Consider the following 20,273-nt stretch of genomic DNA (forward strand, 5'->3'; position numbering starts at 1 on the left):
TTCTCTGAGACGACCTCATGAAATAAAGGCTGCCTGTATTAAAGTGGCAGCCTTTTATCGTGAACGATCTTTTATTTCAGCAACACCTCCGCGATCACCGGCCGGTGATCGGAAGCTACGGTTTCTTCCAGCACCTGCGAGCTCATCACGTGCCAGTGGGTTTTATTGTAAAGGAACACATAATCGATTTTTTGTTCGGGTTTGTCTGCGGGCCAGGTGGGGCCCAGTTTTTCGGTGGCGTCTGTGAAATGTTGTTTTAAAATGCCGATCTCCTTCGATGCGGGCAGCGCGTTCATATCGCCGGCTACGATCAGCGGCACCGCCGGTTGCGCGAGCGTATGTTGCAGGATGATGTTCACCTGGGCGAGACGGTCCGCCGGGTCGTCGAGATGATCGAGATGGGCGCTGACGAAACGGAGCAGGCTGTCGCCGGGGAGTTTTACCGTTACCATTGCGGCGTTGCGCGGCTCGCTGCCTTCGCCTTTCGCGGGCAGGGCGATGCTTTGTGTTTTTTCGATCGGGTAGCGGCTGAGAATGCCGTTTCCGAAACCGCCGCCATCGTATTCCATGGCCTTGCCGAAATAAACATACATGCCTGTAATGGCGGCCAGTTCTTTCAGCTGGTCCGCTTTATTGACGCGGGAAGTGGAGCTGTCCACTTCCTGGAGGGCTACCAGGTCGGGATTGACGGCGAGTATCACCGTGGCAATCCCCTGGATGTCCAGCTTGCCCTGCATGTTTTCGCCGTGATGGATATTGTAACTGAGCACTTTGATCACCTGCCCCTGCACCTGTGCGAAGGCAGGAGTAGAAGCGGCAAGGGTTAGCACGAAAAGAAAAACGATTCGGTACATAATTATTCAGATTAAGAATTTCCGGATGATATCGAGCCATATTTTGTTTTCATTCTTCCCGGCGAGTACAACTATCATGCCCGCATATCCTTCCGGAAACCCGGCTATTTGCCGAAAATGTCCTTCACCGGCCTGCCGGTCCACTCCTGCGGCGTTTTCAGCCCGAATATCCAGGCTATCGTGGCAGCCGTATCATAAGTCATCACACTTTCCTTCACTTCGTGCCCTTTTTGATCCCTTTGCCTGTAAATATCCAGGGTATCTGCATTTCCACCATCGTTTTACCGCCATGCCCCTTGTTGATGCCGCCATGATCGGAACTGAGCACGGGCACGCTGTTGTCCCATATGCCGGCGTCTTTCACCGCCTGCACGATCCTGCCTAATAAAACGTCGTTCTTATGCACTTGTTCATAATACCCGGGAATGTCGTGCCCGATACCATGCCCCGCGCCGTCCGGCTGATCGGAATGTATGAACAGGAACGTTGGTTTTTCTCCGCGCCCATGATCATGCTGGCCCAGTTTACCGCGCTGGAAGAAGGAAGCACGCTGCGCGCCTTCAACGTCCAGCAGCCGTCTTTCATCTGTTTCATCACCGGGTTGCCCGCCTTTTCCATCGCATACGCGCCAAGCCCGTCCATGCCGACGAGTATCACGTGTTTTACGCCTTTTACCTGGGCCTGATCGGCCATTCCGCAACACAATACTAAAGCCAGGAATCCAGTTTTTTTCACGTCTTGACTAATTTAAAATTTATTTAATATAACAGCAATAAAGAAGTATGCACATTGTATGGATGTGGATAAAAGCAGTAAATGCAACTACACGTTGTTTAGTATTTGTAACTTTTGTGTTGGAAATAAAGCCGCGGAGCAGTGTACATCGCGGCTTCATGTTCTGAATTATATTTTCCCGTTCAGCGCCTTTTCCGTTTCCTCCCGGATCTTCCGCACCGTGGCTGCCCTGGTAACGGCGATGCCATATTCCGGCACGCCGGGAATGCCGCCCATGCTTACGTTGGGGTTGCGGTAGGTCATTTTGCTGTCTTCATATTCTTTCGCGGTAGTGTGAAATTCCCGCGCATGCGTAGCGGCGGCCAGTGCGGCGGCGTTGTGGTCGCGCAGGCCGGAACCGGCCATGATGCGAATGCGGCCCGCGGCCTTTTCCACCAGTGTGGCGATCAGTTCCGCGCCTTCCGGGGCGGTGTTGCGCTGACCGGAAGTAAGAATACGCTCGCAGCCGGTGGCGATCACGTCTTCCAGCGCCCGGAGCGGATCGGCCGTCATGTCGAACGCGCGGTGAAACGTAACGCCCATGGGCTTTGCCAGTTCCACCAGTTCGCGGGTGCGCGCGGTGTCCACTTTCCCATCAGGCGTCAGCAGGCCAATCACCACGCCGTCGCAGCCCAGTTCTTTACACACGAGGATATCTTCTTTCATGATGGCGAGCTCTTCTTCACTGTACAAAAAGTCGCCGCCGCGCGGGCGGATGATAGGATAGAGGGCGATATTCACTGTTTCGCGCGCCAGTTTGATGGTGGCGTAACTGGGCGTGGTACCGCCTTCCAGCAGGTTATCGCACAGTTCTATTCTGTCTGCCCCCCCTTCCTGCGCCGCTTTGCACGACGCCAGCGAGGTAGCGCATATTTCGAGGGTGATCTTTTCCATGTCTGCAAAAATAAGGATCGGCTGCCAGTGTGCCCGGCAGCCGATCAAAAAAGATAATAACGTTATAAGATCAAAAGTGGTGTTTCCCTTTGATCAGTTCCTCCTTGTCGTCGCCCGTGGTAACAGCGTAGCTGAAACCCTCGTGCAGGCAGTACGCGCCGTGCTCGCCTTTTTTGTTGAGCGCAAGAAAACCGATCTGGATGCCTTTGGCGCGTTCGGGATTTTTTTTCACGATGCGCGTTACGGCTTCCTTGCAGGCAGCTTCGGGAGAAAGGCCCTGGCGCATCAGTTCCACTACCAGGAAACTGCCCACCACGCGGATCACTTCTTCGCCCACGCCGGTAGCGGTGGCGGCGCCTACTTCATTGTCTACATAAAGCCCCGCGCCGATGATCGGCGAATCGCCCACGCGGCCGCGCAGCTTGAATGCCATGCCGCTGGTGGTGCAGGCGCCGGAAAGATTGCCCTGCGCGTCCAGCGCCACCATGCCGATCGTGTCGTGATTGTATACGTTGCCCGGCAGTTTCAGCGGACTGAAAGCCGTGGTGTTTTCCTGTTGCGGCGTTTCGTTAAAAGCACCGGGACCTTTGCCTTCGTAACTTTGGTTTTCGATGTTCATCACCGGTTTGTATTCCGATTTTTTGAGCCATTCTTTCCAGGCTTTTTCGGATTCCGGCGTGAGCAGGTTCTCTTTTTTGAAACCGTTTTCCAGCGCGAACTGCAAAGCGCCTTCGCCAACGAGCATTACGTGCGGCGTTTTTTCCATCACTTTGCGCGCCACTGAAATAGGATGCACGATATGTTCCAATGCCGCTACGGAACCGCAGTTGCCGAATTCGTCCATAATGCAGGCGTCCAGCGTAACGTGGCCGTCGCGGTCGGGAAAACCGCTGAAACCCACGGTATGGTTCTTCGGGTCTGCTTCAGGCACATGCACGCCTGCTTCAACAGCATCCAGCGCGCGTCCGCCGGATTTGAGCACCTGCCATGCGGCTTTGTTGGCCGCAATGCCAAAGTCCCAGGTAGACACCACGATGGGCTTTTGCCCTTTGCCTTTACCCTTGCGGGATTGCGCCGCGGCTGGCAAACCGTCCATCGAAATGGCGGCGGCGCCGAGGGCGGCCGTTCTGAAAAAATTCCTTCTGCTATTCATACCCCACAATGTTTAGGATTAATCTTTCATTTCCCATGCCATCGCGCTGGCGCCAAGGATGGCGGCATCGCTTTCTTTCAGTTCGGAGAAGAGAAGTTTAACTTTATTCTGGAAGATCGGTAACAGGTTTTTTTCCATATGCTCGCGCACGGGGCGCATAATGAGGTCGCCGGCCTGCGTGAGGCCGCCGAACAGCACGATGGCTTCGGGGCTGGAGAACATCACGAAATTCGCGAGCGCTTCGCCCAGCACTTTGCCGGTGTATTCATAGATCTCGATCGCAAGTTTGTCGCCTTTGATGGCCGCTTCGTAGATCATTTTGGAATCTATTTCTTCGGCGGTGTGATTGCGCAGCAGGCTTTCCTCATTTGGCCTTGCTTCGAGCAGTTCCAGCGCGGTGCTGGTAACGCCGGTGGCGGATGCGTAAGATTCGAGGGAGCCGTGCGCGCCGGTGCCCGGGTGCAGGCGGCCGCCGGGGATCACGATCACGTGGCCGAGTTCTCCCGCAAAACCGTCATGACCGTAAATAAGCTGGCCGTTGGCCACGATACCGCTGCCCACGCCGGTGCCCAGCGTGATGGTGATAAAGTCCTTCATGCCGCGGGCGGTGCCGTATGTCATTTCACCGAGCGCCGCCGCATTGGCGTCGTTGGTGAGCACGGTTGGCAGTCCGAACAGTTCTTCGAGCATCTGCGCAAGCGGCACGATGCCTTTCCAGCGCAGGTTAGGAGCATATTCAATGTTTCCTGTGTAATAGTTGCCATTAGGGGCGCCTACGCCGATACCTTTGATGTTCTCGATGCCTCCTACCTGGTCGATCAGCTTTGATAAACGCTGATGCAGTTCTTCCAGGAACATGGTAACTTCTTCGTGAGCTTTGGTTGACATGCGATCCTGGCACAAAATGTTGCCACGACGGTCTACTATTCCAAACTTTGTATTAGTACCTCCAATATCAATGCCCACCGCTAGTTGCTGACTCATAGTCTATACCTTGGGATTTTAAAATTGTTTTAACACGGAATGCGAAAAATGCGAGATAAGCGAAGCAGATCACCGGCACAATATACGACATATGGATGCCGATTTCCTGCCGGTCTGCAAAACCGCCCTGTAATGGCGGAACCAGCGCGCCGCCCAGGATCATCATGATCAGGAAAGCGGAGGCCTGGCCGGTATATTTACCGAGCCCTGCGATAGACAGGGAGAAAATGCAAGGCCACATTACGGAGCAGAACAGGCCGCCGCTGATGAAAGCGAACACGGCGATCGGGCCGGAAGTGAACAGGCCGATCAGCATGGCGGCTACGCCCATGATGCCAAAAGTGAGCAAAGTTTTAACGGGTTTGTCCTGGCCGTAGAAGAAACCGAGGATCTGTATCACGATGCAGATCGCGAAGGGATACAGTTCTGCGATATCGTTCCCTTTAAGATGGTTGGCACCGAGTATCACGCCGTAAGCGATGAAGGGCACGATCACGGACAATACCTGCCGGCTGGTTTTGGAAACGTTGAATACGCTGATGGCGCCGGTCCAGCGGCCTACCATCAAACCGCCCCAGAACAGGGAGATGTAAGGGTTCAGCTGAGATTCGTCCAGCCCTTCGGCCGTGAGGAAACCGGGCGTTCTGAGCAGTTCGCCGAGGTTGGAGGAAGTGCTTACTTCCACGCCCACATATACAAAAATGGCGATCATGCCCATGATCAGCTGCGGGTATTTCATTGCGCCCCAGCCTTCGCCGTTGCTGCGGGAAGTGAATTGCGCGTAGAACAGGATCAGCAGGATGCCCACGATGCCGGCGATAAAGAAAGGCAGGGGCTTCTTGATCAGGATGCCGACGAGAATAAGTACGAACAGCGCAGTGATGCCCAGCAGGGTGCGGGTGGCTTTGGAAGAGGTTTCGAAATGATCGTCTTCCGTGCCTTTAGGCATTTTGGTGATGGCGAAAATACCGGCCGCTACGAGGAACAGCACGATAAGGATAATATAAAGGGTGTTGATCTTGCTGATGTCTGTGGCGCCGGCGTCTACCGTGGCGCTGGCGCTGCCGAACAGCAGGATGCTCACGATAATGGGGCCGATGGTGGTGCCGAAGGAGTTGATGCCGCCGGCGAGGTTCAGGCGATGCGATCCTTTGGCGGGGTCTCCGAGCAGGATGGCGAAGGGGTTCGCAGCGGTCTGCTGAAGGGAGAAACCGAGCGCTATAATAAAGTAAGCGCCCAGGATGAGGTAAAAGGCGGCGGTTTTGTCTTCCATGCCTTCCCCGAGGTTCACCGCGCCGATAGTGAGCAGTGCGCCTACTGTTGAAATAAGCAGACCGTATATGATACCTTTTTTAAATCCGATGCGGTTCAGGATATCCACTCCTTTGAGCGCGGACAATAAATAAAGTATCAGCGAGCCGATGAAATAAGCGCCGTAAAACGCGAAATCTACAAGCTGCGACTGGATCTGGTTGAGGCCGAAGTGGGCTTTGCAGAAGGGGATGAAGATGCTGTTGGATGCAGCCAGGAACCCCCAGAAGAAGAATACAAGAATGAGTACGAAAAACGAGGGATGCGTACCTTGTTTACTTTGCGTGGACATAATACCTGTTTATATTTGGTAAAATATGGCTCTAAATGTATAATTATTTTTTTGAGAAAAGGTCAAAAACCATGGTAAAACCCCATATTTTTTTAATTGCTCAATCGTTTTAGCTAATATATTTATGAAATATGAGAATTGTTAGGTATGTTCGTAAATTCTTGAACAATCAATTTTAGCTACTCATGAGTGATAAAACCGCCACTGTGGCCGCTCCGCGCGGTAATTACAAACAGGCGATGTTCATCATCGCAACCCTGTTCTTCATTTTCGGCTTCGTTACCTGGCTGAACTCCCTATTGATTCCATTCCTGCAACAGGTATGTGAACTTTCGGACGTAGTAGCCTATCTCGTAACGTTCGCCTTCTATATTTCCTATTTTGTTATGGCCATTCCCTCTTCCTTCATCCTTAACAAGATCGGGTTTCCCAAGGGAATGTCGCTGGGGCTGCTTACTATGGCCGTCGGCTCGCTTATTTTTATCCCCGCCGCGCAAATGAGGAATTACCCGCTGTTCCTCGTAGGGCTTTTCACCCAGGGAACAGGCCTCGCCCTGTTGCAAACAGCATCCAATCCATATGTAACTATTCTCGGCCCCATCGAAAGCGCTGCAAAACGCATCAGCATCATGGGCATCTGTAATAAAGTCGCGGGCATTACCGGCATCCTGCTGCTGGCAAACCTCCTTTTCAGCGATACCAAGGAAATTTCCGATAAGATCAACACGCTCACCGGCGCTGCCCGGGAAGCGGAGCTCGACCTGCTGGCAGGCCGCCTCGTAACGCCCTACGCCATCATGGCCGTTGTGCTTTTTATCCTGGCCTTCTTTGTGTTAAAGGCGCATCTGCCTGAAATCTCGCAGGACGATGAAACCCCGGCCGCAACCGGCGACGGTCCCGACCAATACGGCAGAACCTCCGCGTTCCAGATCCCTTACCTGATGCTCGGCGTGCTTTGCATCTTTGTATATGTGGGTGTGGAAGTGCTCGCTATCGACTCCATCAAAAAATACGGTGAATTCGCCGGTCTGTCCGGCGACGTAGCCGCCAGGGTGCCCATCTGGTGCCTCGTTGCGCTCGGTGTGGGTTACCTCATCGGTGTGGTGGCCGTACCCAAGATGATCAGCCAGAAAACGGCCCTGGTGATCTGCGCCATCCTTGGAGCAGTGTTCACCGTAGGCGTGCTGCTTACTTCAGGCATCGTTTCCATCGTATTTCTCGTGCTCTGCAGCTTCGCCCACTCCCTCATGTGGCCCGGCATCTGGCCGCTGGCGATCAATAAACTGGGCAGATTCACCAAACTGGGTTCCGCCCTGCTGGTAATGGGCATCGCCGGCGGCGCCATCCTGCCCCTGGTGTACAGCGCTCTCAGCACCAGCCTCGACGGGAACCTCCAGCTGGCTTATGTGATCATGATCCCCTGCTACCTCTACATCCTCTATTTTGCCGCCACTGGCCACAAAAAAGGCCTCCCGGCATAAGGAACTCACCATATTCACCCCTAAAAAATGCTTCCGCATACGCCGCAAACCGGCCCCGTGGAAGCATTTTTTCTTTTATACTGGGAAAAACACCGCTTTTTTATATTTTTAGGTGTCAAAAGTACCCTTCTAAATGATAGCGCAAGCAAAAGAGCAGTTTAAAAAGTTATTCCATAAAGAACCACTGATCGTTTCTTCTCCCGGCCGCATCAACCTGATCGGCGAGCATACGGATTACAACGAAGGTTTTGTGCTGCCCGCAGCCATCGATAAAAAGATCATCTACGCCATCGCCCTCAACGGCACAGACACCTGCAACGCCTACGCTCTCTTCAACAACGAAACGGCCTCCTTTTCGCTGAAAGACATACGCCCCGGCGGCGGCTGGGCCAATTACCTCAAAGGCGTGGTATACCAGCTGCAGCAGCGCGGACTGGAAGTGAAAGGTTTCGACTGCGTGATCACCGGAGATATTCCCATCGGAGCGGGCATGAGCAGTTCCGCTGCCGTGGAAGGCGGGCTCAACGTTGCCCTGGACCACCTGCTGGGATTTGATCTCAGCCGGATGGACATGGCGAAAGTGGGCCAGCTGGCCGAACATACCTTTCCCGGCGTGAAATGCGGCATCATGGACCAGTTTGCCAACCTGCACGGCCAGAAAGACCGTGTGATGCTGCTGGACTGCCGCAGCCTCGAGTTCACTTATTTCCCCTTCGAGTTTTCCAAAGATTACAAGATCGTGCTGGTGAATTCCATGGTGCATCATTCCCTCGCTTCTTCCGAATACAATGTGCGCCGCGCGCAATGCGAAGAAGGCGTGAAGATCCTGCAGGAATTTTTCCCGGACATCAACAGCCTGCGCAATCTCACTTCCGCACAGGTGGAACAATACAAACACCAACTGCCCGCAAAGGTCTACGACCGCTGCCTGTACGTTACACAGGAAAACGAACGCGTGGAAAAAGCCTGCGCGCACCTTCAGCGTAACGAGCTGAAGGAAGCGGGCGAACTGATGTTCGCATCCCATGAAGGCCTCAGCAAAATGTATGAAGTGTCCTGCGCCGAACTGGACTTCCTCGCGGGCCTGGCGCGCAACCGCGCGGAAGTGGCCGGCGCGCGCATGATGGGCGGCGGTTTCGGCGGATGCACCATCAACCTCGTGAAAACGGGCGGAGTGGAGGGTTTCGTGGCTTACGTGCAGCAGGAATACCAGCACAAATACGGCAAAGTGCCGGAAGTATATGTCACGTCTATCGAAGACGGAGCGAAAGTCGTCAATTGATTTTTTGCGATCTTAAAACAAGAAGGGCACTCGTTCGGGCGCCCTTCTTTTATTTTTTCTCATCTACTTAACACGGATTAATATTCCCCGTCCAGCGCGAAGTTCGGCTTGCGGTTGATCCAGCGGCCGCGCGTGAAGTCGGGGATGTATTGTACGGCGCCGCCTTCGAGGATCGATTGTTCGCTGAGCGGCGTGATGGCGTACCAGGTGGCGAGGTCGTACACGTCCATCTGGTAGTCGGTGCCGCGTTTGATGCTTTCGATGAACGAATTGATCACGAACCAGTCCATGCCGCCATGGCCCGCGCCCGACGCGTCGTTGGCGTATTTTTTCCAGAGCGGGTGATCGTATTTGCCCATATAGCTGTCCGTCTCTTTCGGATCGCCGGTTTTTTCCCAGGTATGCGGTTTGGTTTTGCCTTCGATGTGAATGCTGTCGAAATCGTCCATCCACAGCCCGTTGGTGCCCTGTACGCGGAAGTTGAGCGAATAGGGGCGGGGAAGATTGGTGTCGTGGCTGAGCATGATGGTTTCGCCGTTGTTGGTTTTGATCAGCGTGCTCACGATGTCGCCCAGTTTAAATTCCACTTTGGCGTTCGGGTGGTTCGGGCCGCCTTTCGGATGGTCCATGATATATTTATGCAGGCCGCGCGATTTAGTGGCTACGGAAGTGAGCGACAGCAAACGGTTGCCGCGGTTGATGTTGATCATATTGCTCACCGGGCCGAGGCCGTGGGTGGGGTAGAGGTCTGCGTTGCGGTGAACGGAGTGGTTGGTGCGCCATTTGGCTTCGGAAATGCCTTTGTCGCCAAACTCAACGCCGCCGCCGTAAAGCTGCTTGCCGTCGTTGAACTTCACTTCGCGGAGGTCGTGCTGGTAACCGCCCTGGAGGTGAACGATCTCACCGAAGAGGCCCTGGCGCACCATGTTGAGCACGGCCAGCACGTCGCGGCGATAGTTCACGTTTTCCATGCCGAACAGTGGGATGCCGGTGGATTCTGAAGTGTTCACCAGTTCCCAGCATTCCTGGATATCGGCCGCGCCGCAAACTTCTACGGCGGGCGTTACGCCCGCGCGCATCGCGTCTACCGCCATAATGGTATGCCATTCCCAGGGAGTGGCGATCACCACCGCGTCTATATCGCCGCGTTTGAGCAGGTTCTTGTAATCGTGCGGGCCTTTGGTGTATTCGGCTACTTTGCGTTTCGCGCCGTAATGCGTTGCTATCATCTTGCGGGCCTGTGGCAGGGTGAACTCGGTATCAGGGTCCGCGATGGCCACCACGTCCACATCGCTGCGGCGGAGGCAGAGGTCCAGGTGGTTCAGGCCGCGCGCGCCCACGCCGATCAACCCCACTCTTACTTTTTCTTTCTTTTCGGCGGCAAAGAGCCGTGCTGGCGAATTCAGAAGGGACATTCCCACGCCGGCAGCCACGCTGTTCCTGATGAACTTTCTGCGATGCAAGTGCTTATTCATAAACTGAAATGTGTTGGATTAAAGAGTAACAGTTCCATTTAACGGCTTTAAATGTATAGCTTTAACACTATCACCCGCAATGCCTGTTTATGAATTGTGACATTCCTGTGATAGATGGCAAATGATAGGGTGCGGCGGCAAACGGTTGTTAGCGTAGTATTTTCTCTTTCTTTGTCATGATATTACCAAACTACGGGAAATGACCGCCGGCGCATTATTTTTATGAGCAACACGTCAGCAATTACAGTACTATGAGAAAAGCGGTCCTCTTTATTTTGTTGTTCGCCGCGGGCAAAGCCTGGGCGCAACCCGAGATCAAACCCTACGGGGCATTGCCTTCCAACGCGCAGCTGAAATGGCAGCAGCTGGAATATTACATGTTCATTCACTTCGGCCCGAATACTTTTACGGACAAGGAGTGGGGGCATGGGGACGAAGACCCGAAAGTGTTCAACCCCACCGCGCTCGACGCCCGCCAATGGGCGCGCACCGCGAAGCTCGCCGGCATGAAGGGCATCATCATCACCGCCAAACACCACGACGGCTTCTGCCTCTGGCCCAGCGAATACAGCAAACACACCGTACGTGAAAGCGCCTGGAAAAACGGCAAAGGCGATGTGCTCGCCGAGCTTTCCGCCGCCTGCAGGGAATATGGCCTGCTGTTCGGCGTGTACCTTTCTCCCTGGGACCGCAACCATCCCGCCTACGGCACACCTGAATACAACCAGGTGTTCGCCAACCAGCTGCGGGAAGTGCATACCAAATACGGCGACGTGTTCGAGCAATGGTTCGACGGCGCCAACGGCGAAGGCCCGAACGGCAAAAAACAGGTGTACGACTGGAACCTCTTTGAAGGGACCGTTAAAAAATATCATCCCGAAGTGATCTTCTTCAGCGACGCCGGCCCCGGCTGCCGCTGGATCGGCAACGAGAACGGGTTTGCGGGCACCACCAACTGGAGCACCATCAACCGCGACGAGTTCGCGCCGGGCATGCACGGCATTCAGGACAAACTGAACAAAGGCCAGGAAGGCGCGAAGGATTGGGTGCCCGGTGAGGCGGACGTGTCTATCCGCCCGGGATGGTTCTACAGCCCGAGCACGGACGATAAAGTGAAAACTTTGCCCTGGCTGCTGGACATCTACTACGGCTCCGTTGGCCGCAACGCCAACCTGCTGCTGAACGTGCCGGTAGACCGCCGCGGGCGCATCCATGCAAATGATTCCATCCGCCTGATGGAGTTGAAACGCACGCTGGACGCGGATTTTAAATCCAACCTGGCGGCACGCGCCAGAACAACCGTGACCAACAACCGGCCGGACAATGTGATGAGCAGCGCCGTTCACCTCACCGATAACAGCTACAACACCTACTGGGCCGTAGCGGAAGGCGAACTTTCGGCGGAAATCAACCTGAGCTTCGAAAAGGCGGTCACTTTTAACCGGCTTGCCATCCAGGAGTTCATCCCGCTGGGGCAGCGCGTGAAAGCCTTCACCGTAAGCGTGCTCGACGGCAAAGAATACCGTGAGATCGCGCGGGAAACCACGATCGGCTACAAACGTATCCTGCGGCTGCCGAATACCACCACCAAAAGCGTGAAGATCACCCTGCTCGACGCGCTGGCAAGCCCCGTGATCAGCGAAGTGAAGCTGTTCAAAGCGCCCGAGCTGCTGGCCGATCCCGTGATCAAACGCAGCAAATCCGGTGAAGTGACCATTACCGTTCAGTCCGCCGACCCTGTGGTGTACTACACCACCAACGGCAGCGAACCAACGACGGCCTCCGCGAAATACACCGGGCAGGGCTTCGCCTTCAAAGGCGCCGGCACCGTTAAAGCCAAAGCCTTCATCAACAACGGCAAACAATCCGGCGCCACCGTTGCCGAAACCTTCGACCTAGCGCCTGAAAACTGGACCGCCATTACCGAAGGCGCCAAATCGGCCGTAGACGGCAATTCCGCCACAACCTTCCGCAACGCGAACCTGAAATATCCCGCCGAGCTGGTGGTAGACATGGGCGCTTCCACCACGGTGAACGGCTTTACCTACACGCCGAACCCGCGCGGCGGCATCGTGTACCAATACGCGTTTTACGTGAGCGACGACGGTAAAAGCTGGGGCGAGCCCGTGGCCAAAGGCAGTTTTGCCAACATCCTGAACAACCCGGTGAAACAAAGCATAAAACTCACGAAACCAGTGAAATGCCGCTATTTTAAACTGGCGGCGCTGGCGCCGGCCGATGAAAAAGACCAGACGCCCGCATTCGCGGAAACAGGGGTATTCTAGCAGCTGAAGCAAGCCGGCTGCGGCATACCGGGGGCGGGCCGGGAAACCCGGTCTCCGCCGCCCCGAAAACCAGGGATCAGCCCCCCGCCGGAGATACCGGCAAAAAGAACGGAAACGCAGGCAGGGCCACGTTTCCGTTCTTTTTTATTTTAACAAAAAAAATCGGTTGCATATGTAAATATGTTATACCTTTGCGGGTACTTTAATAAACTAAAGACGATTTTTATAACAATTTAACGTTGAACTGAAGTTGGAATATCTCTCAACCCATACCAACATCTCCGCTTACCACCCTTCCATCGAAGGTGGTGTATACGCTATTGGGTTTCCTGTCTTTAGATATCTCTCCCGACGACCTCGTATTTGATAGCGCCGTTAACCATACCCGCTATCGCACCATGATCCCCCTCATGGGTTTTTTCCGGAAACGGAACGATTTCATCAATTTATTGCATCACAATTTTCAATTTTAACAAGTTGGAAAATAAAGATATCATCGTTCGGGCAGCTACTGCCGACGATAAGCATTATGCCAAAACCATCACTGATGAGATGGAGGCTTCTGCTAAAGCCCGCGGGACCGGCATCGCCAAACGTTCCCCGGAATACGTGCAGCTGAAAATGGACGAAGGCAAGGCGGTGATCGCACTTACCAAAGGCGGCGAGTGGGTTGGGTTTTGTTACATCGAGGCATGGGGCCATGAAAAGTTCGTGGCCAACTCCGGCCTTATTGTAAACCCCGCCTTCAGGGGCCATGGCGTTGCCAAAGCCATTAAAGAGAAGATTTTCGAGCTGAGCCGCAAAAAGTACCCGGATGCCAAGATATTCGGCCTCACCACCGGCCTGGCCGTGATGAAAATTAACTCAGACCTTGGTTATGAACCCGTAACTTACAGCGAGCTGACGGACGACGAGGAATTCTGGAAAGGCTGCCGCAGCTGCGTGAACTTCGATGTGCTGACGGCCAAGAACAGGAAGAACTGTCTTTGCACCGCCATGCTCTACGACCCCGTTGAAAAAGCGAAGGAAGCGGAAGAAAAAGCCGCCGCCGAACGGAACAAACTCGTGGTGACCACCGCGGGCGATATGCAGCAGGAAAAAAAGAAACGCAAGTTCAAAGGCAATTTTTCGCTATTTGAAAGATGGGTGCGGTATAAAAAATACGTGCTGCTGAAAGCGGCCCGAAAAAGCGGCGGCAGCGGCGCGGCAGGCTCGGGGAAAAAGAGATTTTTCTTCGGCTGGTTATAACCGGAAAATGAATTTTTAAAATAAAGACACAAAAACAGATGGCTAAAAAAGTTGTACTGGGTTTCAGCGGAGGACTTGATACATCGTACTGCGTTAAATACCTGTCCGAAGAAAAAGGTTATGAAGTGCATTCCGTGATCGTGAATACGGGCGGTTTTACTGCGGAAGAATTGCAGGAGATCGAGAAACGCGCCTACAGTCTGGGTGTAAAAAGTCACAAGACAGTAGATGCGGTTCGCTCTTATTACGATAAAGTGATCCGGTACCTCGTGTTCGGCAATGTGCTGAAGAACAACACCTATCCCCTGAGCGTAAGCGCCGAGCGCATGAGCCAGGCCCTCGCCATCGCGGAGTATGTGAAGGAAGTGGGAGCGGACGCCGTGGCGCACGGTTCTACCGGCGCAGGCAACGACCAGGTGCGCTTCGACATGATCTTTCATATCATGATCCCCGGCGTGGAGATCATCACTCCCATCCGCGACCTCAAGCTGAGCCGCGAAGAAGAGATCGCATACCTTCAATCCAAAGGCGTGCAGGTGAATTTCGAAAAAGCCATGTACTCTATCAACAAAGGCATCTGGGGCACTTCCGTGGGCGGTAAAGAAACGCTTACTTCCAACGGCATGCTGCCCGAGCACGCATGGCCCACACAGCTGACCAAAAACGAGCCCGAGCAGGTAGCGCTTACTTTCGAGAAAGGCGAACTGCTGGGCGTCAACGATAAAAAATTCACGCATCCCACCGAGGCGATCATTTACCTGCAGGGCATCGCAGGCGCGTTCGCCATCGGCAGAGACATTCACGTGGGCGACACCATCATCGGCATCAAAGGCCGCGTGGGCTTCGAAGCGGCTGCTCCCATGGTGATCCTCAAAGCGCACCACGCGCTGGAAAAACATGTGCTCACCAAATGGCAGCTGAGCTGGAAAGACCAGCTGGCGCAGTTCTACGGCAACTGGATGCACGAAGGCCAGATACTCGACCCCGTGATGCGCGACATCGAGGCTTTCCTGCAGCACAGCCAGGAAAACGTGAGCGGCAAGGTATCCGTTACCCTGATGCCTTACCGCTTCCAGGTTACCGGCATTACTTCCGCATACGATCTCATGAGCAGCAAATTCGGCAAATACGGGGAAATGAACTCCGGCTGGAGCGGCGAAGACGTGAGAGGTTTCAGCAAGATCTTCGGCAACCAGACCATGATCTGGCACCAGGTGAATGAAGAAAATAAAAAATAAAGATCATGAAGAGATTTAGGGCAGGCATTATTGGCGGGGCAGGTTACGGAGGCGGAGAAGCCATCCGGTTGCTGCTGAACCACCCCGACGTGGAACTGGCTTTCGTACACAGCCGCAGCAACGCGGGCAACCCGCTGCATGCCGTGCATGCAGACCTGCTGGGCGATACGGACATGCTGTTCACCAGCGGGATCGACAACAGCGTGAATGTGATATTCCTCTGCCTCGGTCATGGTGAAGCAAAAAAATTCCTCGAAACCAACGATATCGCAGACAGCGTGCACATCATCGACCTCAGCCAGGATTTCAGGCTGGGCGAAACGGTGAAAGGCCGCGAGTTTGTATACGGCCTGCCTGAAGTGAACAGGAGCGCGATCAAAAAAGCGAGCAACGTCGCCAATCCCGGCTGTTTCGCCACGGCTATCCAGCTGGGGCTGCTGCCGCTCGCGAAAGCGGGACTGCTCACCGAAGTGCATACCACCGGCATCACCGGCTCCACCGGCGCGGGGCAAAGCCTTTCCGCCACTTCGCATTTCACGTGGAGGGCCAACAATATATCCACTTACAAGGTGCTCACGCACCAGCATCTGAAGGAGATCCGACGAACCTTGCAGGGCCTCCAGCCTGCTTTCTCAGGAGCGCTCAACTTCGTGCCCGTACGCGGCGATTATCCGCGCGGCATCTGGATCACTTCGTATCTTAACTGTGATTTATCACTCGAAGAAGCATACGACCTGTACACATCGTATTACGAAGGAGATCCCTTCACGCATGTGAGCAGGAAACAGATCGATCTCAAACAGGTGGTGAACACCAACAAAGTGCTGATCCAGCTTGAAAAAGCGGAAGGCAAACTGGTGATCCATTCTATCGAAGACAATCTGGTAAAAGGTGCGTCCGGGCAAGCCGTGCAGAATATGAACCTGCTGCTGGGGCTGGAGGAAACAGCGGGGTTGAAGCTCAAGTCCATCGTGTTCTAATCATTCTTCCACCTTCAGAAACAACGTTACAATGCAATTATTCGACGTATACCCGGTAAACGACATCACCATTACCAAAGCCGAAGGCTCTTCCGTTTGGGACGATAAAGGCCAGCAATACCTGGACCTTTATGGCGGCCACGCCGTGATCTCCATCGGTCATACCCACCCGCATTATGTACAGCGGCTTACCGACCAGCTCGGTAAAGTGGGCTTTTATTCCAACTCCATCCACATCCCGCTGCAGAAGCAGCTGGCGGAAAAGCTCGGCAAAATTTCCGGCAAGGAAGATTACCAGCTGTTCCTTTGCAACTCCGGCGCGGAAGCGAACGAAAACGCGCTCAAGCTCGCCTCTTTCCATAACGGCAAAAAGAAGATCATCGCTTTCAGAAAAGCGTTCCACGGCCGTACTTCACTGGCGGTAGCTGCAACAGACAACCCGAAGATCGTGGCGCCGGTGAACGAGACGGACAACGTAGTGTTCCTGCCCTGGGAAGACCAGGCAGCGCTGGAAGACGCTTTCAAAAAATACGAAGTATCCTCCGTGATCATCGAAGGCATACAGGGCGTGGGCGGCATCAACGTGGCCACTCCCGCTTTCCTGCAAAAGATCAGGTCGCTTTGCGACGAGCACAACGCCGCGTTCATCGCGGATTCCGTGCAATGCGGTTACGGCAGGAGCGGTAAATTTTTCAGTCACGACCATGCCGGCGTGAACGCGGACATCTACTCCATGGCCAAAGGCATGGGCAACGGTTTCCCCATCGGCGGCATCATCATTTCGCCTAAGTTCAAACCCGCGTACGGCATGCTGGGCACCACTTTCGGCGGCAATCACCTCGCCTGTGCGGCCGCATTGGCCGTGCTGGAAGTGATCGAAAAAGAATCGCTGATAGAGAACGCCGGCGTAGTGGGCAATTACCTGATGGAAGAGCTGAAAAAATTCCCGCAGGTAAAAGAAGTGAGAGGCCGCGGCCTGATGATCGGCATCGAGCTGCCGGAAGAGCTGGGCCATGTAAGAAAAGAATTGTTATTCAAGCATAAGATTTTCACCGGTGAAGCAAAACCGAACGTGATCCGTTTGCTGCCGTCGCTGGCACTCACGAAAGCGCAGGCAGACCAGTTTTTAACCGCATTTAAAACAGCATTAAACTAATGGTGCTCCCTCCGGGGAACCAAATGTAACAACGATGAAACAATTTATTTCCGTGGACGACGTGCCCGGTGTGCCGCAAATAGCGGCTACAGCACTGGATTACAAAAAGAACCCTTTTAAGGACAAAGGGCTGGGAGAAAACAAAACTTTGGGAATGATTTTCCTGAACCCCAGTTTGCGCACGCGGTTGAGCACACAGGTGGCGGCCCGCAACCTGGGCATGGAAGTAGTGGTGTTTAATATCGATAAGGAAGGATGGGCCCTCGAAATGAACGACGGCGTTGTGATGAACGGGAACACCACCGAACACGTGAAAGAAGCCGCCGCTGTAATGGGCCAGTACTTCGACATACTGTCCATCCGCACGTTCCCCGGCCTTAAGAACAAAGAGGAAGACTACACGGAAAAATATATCAACCAGTTCATCAAATACGCCGGCAAGCCCGTGGTAAGCCTCGAAAGCGCCACCCTTCACCCGTTGCAGAGCCTGACGGACGTGATCACCATCAAAGAGCGCTGGAACCAGCCGCGCAAACCGAAGGTGGTAATGACCTGGGCGCCGCACGTAAAAGCGCTGCCGCAGGCCGTTCCCAACTCCTTCGCGCAGTGGATGAACGCCTGGGACGAAGTGGACTTCACCATCACGCATCCCGAAGGGTATGAGTTGGACCCGAAGTTCGCCGGCAAAGCGCCGGTAATCCACAACCAGCGCGAAGCATTGGAAGGAGCGGATTTTGTGTACGTAAAAAACTGGTCGAGCTACAAAGATTACGGCAAGATCACCTGTACGGACGAAAGCTGGATGGTGACCAACGAAACGCTGAAAAACACCAACGACGCGAAAGTGATGCATTGCCTGCCCGTGAGAAGGAATGTGGTGATCGCAGACGAAGTGCTCGACGGGCCCGGTTCCATCGTGATCCCCGAAGCGGGCAACCGCGTATGGGCGGCGCAGGCGGTATTGAGTGAAATTTTAAAGAACAGATAAACATGTCATCTCCCGGAACGGTATACATCATCAAGGTAGGCGGAAACGTGATCGATAACCCGGCTTTTTTGGACAGTTTCCTGAAAGACTTTGCAGCCGTGCCCGCGCTGAAGGTGCTGATCCACGGCGGCGGGAAGATCGCCACGCGCATCGGCGACAAGCTGGGCATCGCGGCCAATTATGTAAACGGCCGGCGCATTACCGATGCGGAAACGATCGACGTGGTAACGATGGTGTACGGCGGGCTGGTGAACAAACAGGTGGTGGCCAAATTGCAGGCCAATGGCTGCAACGCCATCGGCCTTACCGGAGCGGACGCGAACATTATTCCCGCCGTGAAACGCCCCGTGAAGGAGATCGACTACGGTTTTGTGGGAGACATTCCCGAAGGATCGGTGCAGACCGCTCCCGTAAAACTCCTGCTGGACGCGGGCATCACGCCGGTGCTGGCCCCGCTCACGCACGACGGCAAAGGACAGATACTCAACACCAATGCAGACACCATCGCGTCTTCGCTGGCGGTGGCGCTTTCGGCGCATTACACCGTGAGGCTGATCTATTGTTTCGAGAAAAAAGGCGTGCTGCGGAATGCGGAAGACGACGAATCGGTGATCAACCTGATCAACCGCGATATTTACCGGCAATTGCTTGCCGACGGCGCATTGTCTGACGGCATCCTGCCGAAGCTGGACAACGCATTTGCCGCTATCGAAAGCGGGGTGAAAGAAGTGCTCATCGGTCATGCCGGTGACCTGCAAAGGAACACCACCGGTTCGGTAGCGGGTACCTTAATTTGCTAACTATGTGGAACCAACAACGCTACCAAGATGCAGTGCGGCTTTTAAAAGACCTGATCGCCACACCGAGCTTCAGCAGGGAAGAAGATGGCACGGCGGTATTGCTGATGCGTTTTCTCGAAGAGCACGGCGTGAAACCTGACCGCCATCTCAACAACGTCTGGGCGGTGAACAGGCATTTCGATCCCGCCAAACCCAGCATCCTGCTCAATTCTCATCACGACACCGTAAAACCCAACCCGCAATACACCCGCGATCCGTTTGCGCCAATTGTTGAAGACGGCAAATTGTTCGGCCTCGGCAGCAACGATGCCGGCGGCTGCCTGGTAAGCCTGATCGCGGCATTCCTGCATTTTTACGACAGGGAAGGATTGCCTTACAACATTGTGCTGGCGGCCTCTGCGGAGGAAGAGATCAGCGGGGTGAACGGCATCGAAAGTATCTTGGAGCAGCTGCCCGCTATCGATTTCGCAATCGTGGGCGAACCTACCAAAACCGACCTGGCCGTAGCTGAAAAAGGCCTGATGGTGCTGGATTGCGTGGCGCATGGCAAGGCCGGCCATGCCGCGCGGGACGAAGGCGAGAACGCATTGTACAAAGCGATGGACGACATCAGCTGGTTCCGCAATTTCCGTTTCCCGAAAGTGTCTGATACGCTGGGGCCGGTAAAAATGAGCGTGACCGTTATTCAAACTTCAAACAAAGCCCACAATGTAGTTCCCGCGGAATGTTCTTTCGTGGTAGACGTGCGGGCTACCGATCAATATACGCTGGAAGAAATGCTGGAGATCATCCGCGCCAACGTGCGGTGCGACGTAACGCCGCGCAGCATGCGGATGCGCCCGTCTTTCATTCCCGTGGAACATCCGCTGGTGCAGGCCGGCATCGGGCTGGGCAAACAGCTGTACGGCTCGCCCACCACGTCAGACCAGGCGTTGATCCCCGCCACTTCCGTAAAGGTTGGGCCGGGCGATTCCGCCAGGAGCCACACTGCAGACGAGTTTATTTACCTCGACGAAATCAGCCAGGGCATCGATACATATATCCGCCTGCTGTCCGTCGTGAATGGCGTAAATTAGCT

Annotated in this window: 18 protein-coding genes; 10 read left to right on the forward strand and 8 right to left on the reverse strand. The window is 54.4% G+C overall.

The features are described from left to right. Positions 1-71: 71 nt before the first annotated feature. The 7 genes from J7I43_RS22955 to J7I43_RS22980 all read right to left on the reverse strand — a co-directional run bounded on the left by J7I43_RS22955 (position 72) and on the right by J7I43_RS22980 (position 6,262). Positions 72-854, reverse strand: coding sequence for an endonuclease/exonuclease/phosphatase family protein (locus tag J7I43_RS22955; protein ID WP_209148296.1), 783 nt, complete (start codon positions 852-854; stop codon positions 72-74). A gap of 214 nt (positions 855-1,068) precedes the next feature. Further along, the gene (locus tag J7I43_RS24815) at positions 1,069-1,335 is read right to left on the reverse strand and encodes an alkaline phosphatase (protein WP_236023463.1); all 267 of its coding nucleotides are present in this window, start codon (positions 1,333-1,335) and stop codon (positions 1,069-1,071) included. Then, positions 1,236-1,589 carry an alkaline phosphatase family protein gene (locus J7I43_RS24820; RefSeq protein ID WP_317197089.1) on the reverse strand — a complete coding sequence of 118 codons (354 nt, stop codon included), beginning with the start codon at positions 1,587-1,589 and terminating at the stop codon, positions 1,236-1,238. Before J7I43_RS24820 ends, J7I43_RS24815 begins: the two co-directional genes overlap by 100 nt. A gap of 168 nt (positions 1,590-1,757) precedes the next feature. Then, positions 1,758-2,522, reverse strand: a complete 765-nt coding sequence (locus J7I43_RS22965; RefSeq protein WP_209148298.1) for a copper homeostasis protein CutC — start codon at positions 2,520-2,522, stop codon at positions 1,758-1,760. A 70-nt stretch (positions 2,523-2,592) separates the two neighbouring features. Further along, positions 2,593-3,675: a N(4)-(beta-N-acetylglucosaminyl)-L-asparaginase gene (locus tag J7I43_RS22970; protein ID WP_209148299.1), complete on the reverse strand. Its 1,083-nt coding sequence runs from the start codon at positions 3,673-3,675 to the stop codon at positions 2,593-2,595. Positions 3,676-3,693: 18 nt separating this feature from the next. Continuing rightward, a complete protein-coding gene (locus J7I43_RS22975) occupies positions 3,694-4,659 on the reverse strand; it encodes an ROK family protein (RefSeq protein WP_209148300.1) in 966 nt (321 codons plus the stop codon). Next, positions 4,631-6,262: an MFS transporter gene (locus tag J7I43_RS22980; RefSeq protein ID WP_209148302.1), complete on the reverse strand. Its 1,632-nt coding sequence runs from the start codon at positions 6,260-6,262 to the stop codon at positions 4,631-4,633. The genes J7I43_RS22975 and J7I43_RS22980 overlap by 29 nt, the downstream gene beginning before the upstream one ends. A gap of 185 nt (positions 6,263-6,447) precedes the next feature. On the opposite strand from J7I43_RS22980, the gene J7I43_RS22985 reads away from it, so the two are divergent. After that, a complete protein-coding gene (locus J7I43_RS22985; protein WP_209148303.1) occupies positions 6,448-7,743 on the forward strand; it encodes a sugar MFS transporter in 1,296 nt (431 codons plus the stop codon). Between the two features lie 133 nt (positions 7,744-7,876). Then, positions 7,877-9,025, forward strand: a complete 1,149-nt coding sequence (gene galK, locus J7I43_RS22990; RefSeq protein ID WP_209148305.1) for a galactokinase — start codon at positions 7,877-7,879, stop codon at positions 9,023-9,025. Between the two features lie 77 nt (positions 9,026-9,102). Here the strand turns inward: galK and J7I43_RS22995 are convergent, their stop codons facing one another. After that, entirely contained in the window at positions 9,103-10,500 is a 1,398-nt protein-coding gene (locus tag J7I43_RS22995) for a Gfo/Idh/MocA family protein (RefSeq protein WP_209148307.1), read from the reverse strand. A gap of 251 nt (positions 10,501-10,751) precedes the next feature. Between J7I43_RS22995 and J7I43_RS23000 the strand changes: the two genes are divergently transcribed. The 8 genes from J7I43_RS23000 (at position 10,752) to J7I43_RS23035 (ending at position 20,271) form a co-directional block, all read left to right on the forward strand. After that, positions 10,752-12,785 (forward strand): alpha-L-fucosidase, encoded by a 2,034-nt coding sequence (locus J7I43_RS23000; protein WP_209148309.1) that lies wholly within the window; start codon positions 10,752-10,754, stop codon positions 12,783-12,785. A 477-nt stretch (positions 12,786-13,262) separates the two neighbouring features. Beyond that, complete coding sequence (locus tag J7I43_RS23005; RefSeq protein WP_209148311.1) at positions 13,263-14,033, forward strand: GNAT family N-acetyltransferase; 771 nt, start codon at positions 13,263-13,265, stop codon at positions 14,031-14,033. 38 nt (positions 14,034-14,071) lie between these two features. After that, positions 14,072-15,271, forward strand: a complete 1,200-nt coding sequence (gene argG / locus J7I43_RS23010; RefSeq protein ID WP_209148313.1) for an argininosuccinate synthase — start codon at positions 14,072-14,074, stop codon at positions 15,269-15,271. Positions 15,272-15,276: 5 nt separating this feature from the next. After that, complete coding sequence (argC, locus tag J7I43_RS23015) at positions 15,277-16,251, forward strand: N-acetyl-gamma-glutamyl-phosphate reductase (RefSeq protein ID WP_209148315.1); 975 nt, start codon at positions 15,277-15,279, stop codon at positions 16,249-16,251. 31 nt (positions 16,252-16,282) lie between these two features. Continuing rightward, complete coding sequence (locus tag J7I43_RS23020) at positions 16,283-17,407, forward strand: aspartate aminotransferase family protein (protein WP_209148321.1); 1,125 nt, start codon at positions 16,283-16,285, stop codon at positions 17,405-17,407. Between the two features lie 34 nt (positions 17,408-17,441). Beyond that, positions 17,442-18,395 carry a Rossmann-fold NAD(P)-binding domain-containing protein gene (locus tag J7I43_RS23025; RefSeq protein ID WP_209148322.1) on the forward strand — a complete coding sequence of 318 codons (954 nt, stop codon included), beginning with the start codon at positions 17,442-17,444 and terminating at the stop codon, positions 18,393-18,395. 2 nt (positions 18,396-18,397) lie between these two features. Continuing rightward, on the forward strand, positions 18,398-19,195 hold the full coding sequence (gene argB / locus J7I43_RS23030) for an acetylglutamate kinase (protein ID WP_209148324.1): 798 nt from the start codon (positions 18,398-18,400) through the stop codon (positions 19,193-19,195). 2 nt (positions 19,196-19,197) lie between these two features. Then, complete coding sequence (locus J7I43_RS23035; RefSeq protein ID WP_209148326.1) at positions 19,198-20,271, forward strand: M20 family metallo-hydrolase; 1,074 nt, start codon at positions 19,198-19,200, stop codon at positions 20,269-20,271. Positions 20,272-20,273: the final 2 nt, after the last annotated feature.

Source organism: Chitinophaga chungangae (assembly GCF_017742215.1).
GTDB lineage: Bacteria > Bacteroidota > Bacteroidia > Chitinophagales > Chitinophagaceae > Chitinophaga > Chitinophaga chungangae.

Coding starts and splice junctions, on each gene's coding strand:
- J7I43_RS22955 (WP_209148296.1), bottom strand. CDS start 854: ATGTACCGAATCGTTTTTCTTTTCGTGCTAACCCTTGCCGCTTCTACT.
- J7I43_RS22965 (WP_209148298.1), bottom strand. CDS start 2,522: ATGGAAAAGATCACCCTCGAAATATGCGCTACCTCGCTGGCGTCGTGC.
- J7I43_RS22970 (WP_209148299.1), bottom strand. CDS start 3,675: ATGAATAGCAGAAGGAATTTTTTCAGAACGGCCGCCCTCGGCGCCGCC.
- J7I43_RS22975 (WP_209148300.1), bottom strand. CDS start 4,659: ATGAGTCAGCAACTAGCGGTGGGCATTGATATTGGAGGTACTAATACA.
- J7I43_RS22980 (WP_209148302.1), bottom strand. CDS start 6,262: ATGTCCACGCAAAGTAAACAAGGTACGCATCCCTCGTTTTTCGTACTC.
- J7I43_RS22985 (WP_209148303.1), top strand. CDS start 6,448: ATGAGTGATAAAACCGCCACTGTGGCCGCTCCGCGCGGTAATTACAAA.
- galK (WP_209148305.1), top strand. CDS start 7,877: ATGATAGCGCAAGCAAAAGAGCAGTTTAAAAAGTTATTCCATAAAGAA.
- J7I43_RS22995 (WP_209148307.1), bottom strand. CDS start 10,500: ATGAATAAGCACTTGCATCGCAGAAAGTTCATCAGGAACAGCGTGGCT.
- J7I43_RS23000 (WP_209148309.1), top strand. CDS start 10,752: ATGAGAAAAGCGGTCCTCTTTATTTTGTTGTTCGCCGCGGGCAAAGCC.
- argG (WP_209148313.1), top strand. CDS start 14,072: ATGGCTAAAAAAGTTGTACTGGGTTTCAGCGGAGGACTTGATACATCG.
- argC (WP_209148315.1), top strand. CDS start 15,277: ATGAAGAGATTTAGGGCAGGCATTATTGGCGGGGCAGGTTACGGAGGC.
- J7I43_RS23020 (WP_209148321.1), top strand. CDS start 16,283: ATGCAATTATTCGACGTATACCCGGTAAACGACATCACCATTACCAAA.
- J7I43_RS23025 (WP_209148322.1), top strand. CDS start 17,442: ATGAAACAATTTATTTCCGTGGACGACGTGCCCGGTGTGCCGCAAATA.
- argB (WP_209148324.1), top strand. CDS start 18,398: ATGTCATCTCCCGGAACGGTATACATCATCAAGGTAGGCGGAAACGTG.
- J7I43_RS23035 (WP_209148326.1), top strand. CDS start 19,198: ATGTGGAACCAACAACGCTACCAAGATGCAGTGCGGCTTTTAAAAGAC.